The organism is Bradyrhizobium sp. (assembly GCF_019242285.1).
In the GTDB taxonomy this organism is placed as follows: Bacteria; Pseudomonadota; Alphaproteobacteria; order Rhizobiales; family Xanthobacteraceae; genus Bradyrhizobium.
The window spans coordinates 1-5,487 of the sequence record NZ_JAFAVV010000572.1 but is presented as its reverse complement, the minus strand read 5'-3'; the positions used below and the strand labels follow the sequence as shown (position 1 = coordinate 5,487).

Here is a 5,487-nt window from a genome sequence, read left to right as displayed (position 1 = left end):
CGCGGCAAATTGACCGCCCGCGAGCGCATCGAGCTCCTGCTCGACAAGGGCTCGTTCGAGGAGTTCGACATGTTCGTCGAGCACCGCTCGTCCGAATTCGGGATGGAGAAGAACAAGGTTCCCGGCGACGGCGTCATCACCGGCTGGGGCACCGTCAACGGCCGCAAGACTTTTGTGTTCGCCAAGGATTTTACCGTGTTCGGCGGCTCGCTGTCGGAGACGCATGCGCAGAAGATCGTCAAGATCCAGGACATGGCGATGAAGGCGCGCTCGCCGATCATCGGGCTCTATGACGCCGGCGGCGCGCGCATCCAGGAGGGCGTCGCGGCCCTCGCCGGCTATTCCTACGTGTTCCGCCGCAACGTGATCGCGTCGGGCGTGATCCCGCAGATCTCCGTCATCATGGGCCCCTGCGCCGGCGGCGACGTCTACTCGCCGGCCATGACCGACTTCATCTTCATGGTGAAGAACACGAGCTACATGTTCGTCACCGGCCCCGACGTGGTGAAGACCGTCACCAACGAGGTGGTCACCGCGGAGGAGCTCGGCGGCGCCTCGGTGCACGCGACGCGCTCCTCGATCGCCGACGGCGCCTTCGAGAACGACGTCGAGGCGCTGCTGCAGATGCGCCGTCTGATCGACTTTCTTCCCGCCAACAACAGCGACGGCGTGCCGGAATGGCCGAGTTTCGACTCGATCGAGCGCGTCGACATGTCGCTCGACACGCTGATCCCGGACAATCCGAACAAGCCCTACGACATGAAGGAACTGATCCTGAAGGTCGTTGACGAGGGCGACTTCTTCGAGATTTCGGAGGCGTTCGCGAAAAACATCGTCACCGGCTTCGGCCGCATCGCCGGCCGCACCGTGGGCTTCGTCGCCAACCAGCCGATGGTGCTGGCGGGCGTGCTCGACAGCGACGCCTCGCGGAAAGCCGCGCGCTTCGTCCGCTTCTGCGACGCCTTCAACATCCCGATCGTCACCTTCGTCGACGTGCCGGGCTTCCTGCCCGGCACCGCGCAGGAATATGGCGGGTTGATCAAGCACGGCGCGAAACTGTTGTTCGCCTATTCGCAATGCACGGTGCCGCTGGTCACGGTGATCACGCGCAAGGCCTATGGCGGCGCGTTCGACGTCATGGCGTCGAAGGAGATCGGCGCCGACATGAACTACGCCTGGCCGACCGCTCAGATCGCGGTGATGGGCGCCAAGGGCGCGGTCGAGATCATCTTCCGCGCCGACATCGGCGACCCCGACAAGATCGCCGCGCGCACCAGGGAATACGAGGACCGCTTCCTGTCCCCCTTCATCGCCGCCGAGCGCGGCTATATCGACGACGTCATCATGCCGCATTCGACCAGGCGGCGGATCGCAAGGGCGCTGGCGATGCTGAAGGACAAGCAGATGGAAATGCCGGCGAAGAAGCACGACAATCTGCCGTTGTGAACGGCGCCGTCGCCCGGATGAGCGCAGCGATATCCGGGTTTCGCCGAAGTCCCGCATATCGCGTTGCTCATGCGGGCTACCGATCTGCGCCAAGCCTTCGTAAATTGATCCAATGACCGAAGACGATCCGACCGACGAGATTTCAGAGATCGAGACGCGGATAGAGGAGCTGGCCGAGATCGCCGAGCGATGCCGGAAGTTCATTCTGGCCTCCAAGCTGGCCATTGCTGGTGGCCCTGCATTGTTGTTGATCACGATGCTCGGACTGCTCGGATCGGGTGAGATTGCCGCGCTCGGATCGATCGTTCTGGTGCTCGGCGGAATCGTGTCGCTCGGCTCGAATGTCAGCACCTTGCGGCAGACCGACGCCGCCATCCGCGCTGCCGAGGCGCGGCGCTCGGAGCTGATCGACGGGATCGGCCTTCGTCTGGTCGGTGATGTGCCGATGAAGCTGACGTGACGTGCTCGCTTGTGCAGCAGCGCAGGGCGGGTTACGCGTAAGCCGCAACCCGCCGAACAGGCGTTGAGATATCCGCGGATTGCGCTACGCTAGTCCGCCGATATTTCGACGGAACAAGAACAATCGCACAGGGAGACGACCCAATGCCCCGCCACCCAGATTTCGTCCCGCAGGGCGTAATCCCGGCGGTGCTGCTGCCGTTCCACGCGGATTTCTCAATCGACGAGGCGAGCTTCCGGGCGCATTTGCGCGATGTCGCCGCGGTGCAGAGACTGTCTGCGATCACGGTCAACGCCCACTCCACCGAGGTCGCCTCGTGCACCCAGGACGAGCAGCGCCGCGTCATGGAGATCGCAGGCGAGGAGGTCGGCGACAAACTGCCGATCATCCACGGCATCTGGGCAGACGGCAGCCTGGAGGCAGCGCGGATCGCGCGGCGGGCCGAGGCCGGCGGAGCGTCGGCGCTATTGGTGTTCCCGCCGGCGCCGTTCACGCTCGGCCAGTCCGCAGAAATGGCGCTGGCGCATTTCAGGATCATCGCGGACGCGACCAACCTGCCGCTGATCGCGTTTCAATATCCGCTGGCCACCGGGCAGGGCTATCCGGCGGCGACGCTGGAGCGGCTGCTCGACGAGGTGCCGACCATCCGCGCCATCAAGGACTGGACGCCGCAGGTTGCGCAGCACGAGAGCCAGATTCGGGCGCTGCAGGGGCGCAAGCGTCCGGTCAACGTGCTGTCGACCAACAGCGCCTGGTTGTTGAGCTCGCTGGTGCTCGGCTGCAACGGCCTGTTGTCCGGTAGCGGCAGCGTCATCGCCGATCTGCAGGCGAGGCTCTATCGCGCCGTGAAGGCCGACGATCTGGCCGAAGCCCGCCGGCTGAACGACCGCATCCTTCCGACGGCGCGGGTGTTCTATGCCGATCCCTTCGTCGACATGCACAACCGCATGAAGGAAGCGCTGGTGCTGCTCGGGAAACTGCCGCGTGCGGTCGTGCGTCCGCCGCTGGTGAAAATCACGGCGGCGGAGATCGGCCGGATACGGGAGGCGCTGATCGAGGCGGAACTGCTCGATGTCCGGGCGGCACTGGGACGCGACGCCGCGTGACGCGCACCGTCAATTTGCCGTTGCGTGGAAGTTCGTTTATGATCGGAGCCGATATCATATCGAGAGATATCCTGACATGTCCGGCAGTGTGGACGACACGAACTACGTTACCGAGCGCAGCCCTGCCGCCATTGCGGCACGGGGGGCTGCGATCTACGACCGGCTGTACCGGGCCGACTTCGAAGCAAAATGGTTGGGACGATTCGCCGCCGTGGACATCGAGTCGGGGCAGGCGATTGTCGAGACGTTTCCGGAGACCGCCTTGGCAAAGGCGCGCTCGGCATCTCCGCACGGAATTTTCTACCTGGTCCGGATCGGATCGCCAGGAGCATTCAAGCTGAGCCGGCGGGTGACGGGTGCTCATTCCGGGCGGGTTTGACTTCTCGGGCAGCCCGGTCGTCACGATCCAGGTAGCGGGGCACTTAGCTTCAAGAACTTATCAAGCCGTCATCGACACCGGCTTTACCGGCTTTGTCGAGTTGCCGCTTTTTGAGATGATCGAGCTCGGCCTCAGGAGCGAGGGAGCCGCCAATGTCGTGCTGGGCGATGGGAGCATCATCACCAACCTGCTTTCAACGGCCGACGTGCATCTCGGCGGCCGGGTCGAGAGCGGAACGATCCTGCTTGCCGAAAGCTCGTCCGGCGTGCTGGTTGGAATGGCCTTCCTCCGGAAATTCAGGAAGTCGTTGATCCTGACGAACCGCGTGGTCGTCCTCTTTGACGAGGAGAAGACGCTCGATATGATCTTAGAATTGGCGAAAGATTCGTTCCGATAGCTTTGTTGAGTTCATATGGATTCGATGATGAAGTGTTTTCGCGTCGTGCTTTTCGGTCTCGCCATCCTCGCCACCACCCCCGCATCCGCCGATGAGACCGTCACCATCGCGGGCTCTCGCGCGGTGCTGATCAGGCCGGCCGCGCCGCGGGCGAGCGTGATCCTGCTGCCGGGCGGCAACGGCGCGATCCATGCCGGCGATCATGGCGATATCCACGCACTGAACGGCAACCAGCTCGTCCGCACCCGCAACGCCTATGCGGCGCGCGGGTTCGCCGTGCTGATCGCCGACTACAACACCGACCTGAGGGCGGCGGTCGACACCATGGCCGCGATCAAGCGGCCGGTGACGGTCATCGCCACCAGCCGCGGCACGCAGCGCGCCGCCGAGGGTATCGCGCAAGGGGCGCGGCCGGATGCGCTGGTGCTGACGTCGGGCTTCCTCAGCCCGGAGTCCGGCGCCTCCAGCAACGTGATGTCGATCCTCGGCTCACCGGCGGCGCTGCCGCGTACGCTCGTGATCCATCACCGCGAGGACAGTTGCAAGTTTACGCAGCCCGCCGGTGTCGAGCCGTTCATCCGATGGGCCGGCGGCCGGGCGCGGGTGAGCTGGCTCTCCGGCGGCGCGGAGGAGGGTGATTCCTGCGAGGCCGGCGGCCATCACGGTTTTAATGGCCTCGATGGTCAGGTGGTGGGGTTGGCTGCGGGATTTCGGTGAGCGCGCTTCTCACGGATACCCGGAGCCCGCCGTCTCCACCTCGACGATGTCGACGCGCGAGGACGATTTGCGCTGGCGCAGCTCCTCATAGGAGGTCGCCGCGCTGAGGCAGAACAGCGTCCTGCGCTCCGGTCCGCCCAGCGCGCAGGCCAGCGCACGGCGGCCGGGCACGGCGATGCGCTGCAACTCGCTGCCGTCGCGGCCGACGCGGATGAAGGCGTCCTCGGTGAAGGAGGCGACCCAGACCGCGCCGTCGGCATCGAGGCAGATGCCGTCGGGATCATTCATCCGCCCGAGCCGGCCGCGCAGCGTCAGGCTCCCATCGGCAGTGATGTCGTAGTCGGCAAGCGTCGCGCCGTCCATCTCGGCGACCACCAGCCGGCGGTGATCGGCGGAGACCGTGATGCCATTCGGAAAGCGCAGGCCTTCGGCGACGACGCGCGCCTCGCCGTGCGGCGTCACCAGGATAAGGCGCCCGACCGCGCCGCGGTCGGGCGGCGGCGGCACGTGAAAGCCGAGATCGCCGACCCAGGCGCGGCCGAGCCCGTCGATGATCATGTCGTCGATGGTGCCGGCGGCGACGCGCGAGAGATCGGCGTAAAGCGAGAGGCGCCCATCAGCGAAGACGAGGAGCTGCTTCTTGCTCATGGTCAGCACGGCGATCCGGCCATCGGGCAGGATCCCGGTGCCGCAGGGCGTATCGTCGAACGAGGCGTGCACCTCGTGCTCGCCCGAGAGCTTCACGCTGAGCAGCGTGCGCGCCATGCAGTCGACGAACCAGAGCCGGCCGTCATGCCAGCGCGGGCCTTCGAAATAGCGCCCGCCATCGAGCAGAGTGGTCAGCTTCCTTTCCATCATCGCAATCATTGTCCAAGCTTCGCGAGCGTGCCGTGCTTCGCCGCCTCGATCGCGCGATCGGCGTCCTCGGGCAGCAGCAATCGCTCGGCGACCTGTCGCGCGGCCTCGCGTCGCACCGCCGCGA

7 protein-coding genes are annotated in these 5,487 nt (G+C 65.5%); 6 read left to right on the top strand and 1 reads right to left on the bottom strand.

Annotated features, from left to right (window positions below; genetic code table 11):
* From JOY90_RS23155 to JOY90_RS23130, 6 genes are all read left to right on the top strand, one after another.
* A partial coding sequence (locus JOY90_RS23155; RefSeq protein WP_291693439.1) for an acyl-CoA carboxylase subunit beta occupies positions 1-1,446 on the top strand: 1,446 nt, incomplete at its 5' end.
* Between the two features lie 112 nt (positions 1,447-1,558).
* A complete protein-coding gene (locus JOY90_RS23150; RefSeq protein WP_291693438.1) occupies positions 1,559-1,906 on the top strand; it encodes a hypothetical protein in 348 nt (115 codons plus the stop codon).
* 143 nt (positions 1,907-2,049) lie between these two features.
* Positions 2,050-3,012 (top strand): dihydrodipicolinate synthase family protein, encoded by a 963-nt coding sequence (locus JOY90_RS23145; RefSeq protein WP_291693437.1) that lies wholly within the window; start codon positions 2,050-2,052, stop codon positions 3,010-3,012.
* 76 nt (positions 3,013-3,088) lie between these two features.
* On the top strand, positions 3,089-3,391 hold the full coding sequence (locus JOY90_RS23140; RefSeq protein WP_291693436.1) for a hypothetical protein: 303 nt from the start codon (positions 3,089-3,091) through the stop codon (positions 3,389-3,391).
* Positions 3,369-3,788 (top strand): hypothetical protein, encoded by a 420-nt coding sequence (locus JOY90_RS23135; protein ID WP_291693435.1) that lies wholly within the window; start codon positions 3,369-3,371, stop codon positions 3,786-3,788. Before JOY90_RS23140 ends, JOY90_RS23135 begins: the two co-directional genes overlap by 23 nt.
* 27 nt (positions 3,789-3,815) lie before the next feature.
* A complete protein-coding gene (locus JOY90_RS23130) occupies positions 3,816-4,505 on the top strand; it encodes an alpha/beta hydrolase (protein WP_291693434.1) in 690 nt (229 codons plus the stop codon).
* 9 nt (positions 4,506-4,514) lie between these two features.
* Here JOY90_RS23130 and JOY90_RS23125 read toward each other — a convergent pair whose 3' ends face one another.
* A complete protein-coding gene (locus tag JOY90_RS23125) occupies positions 4,515-5,363 on the bottom strand; it encodes an SMP-30/gluconolactonase/LRE family protein (protein ID WP_291693433.1) in 849 nt (282 codons plus the stop codon).
* Positions 5,364-5,487 lie beyond the last annotated feature (124 nt).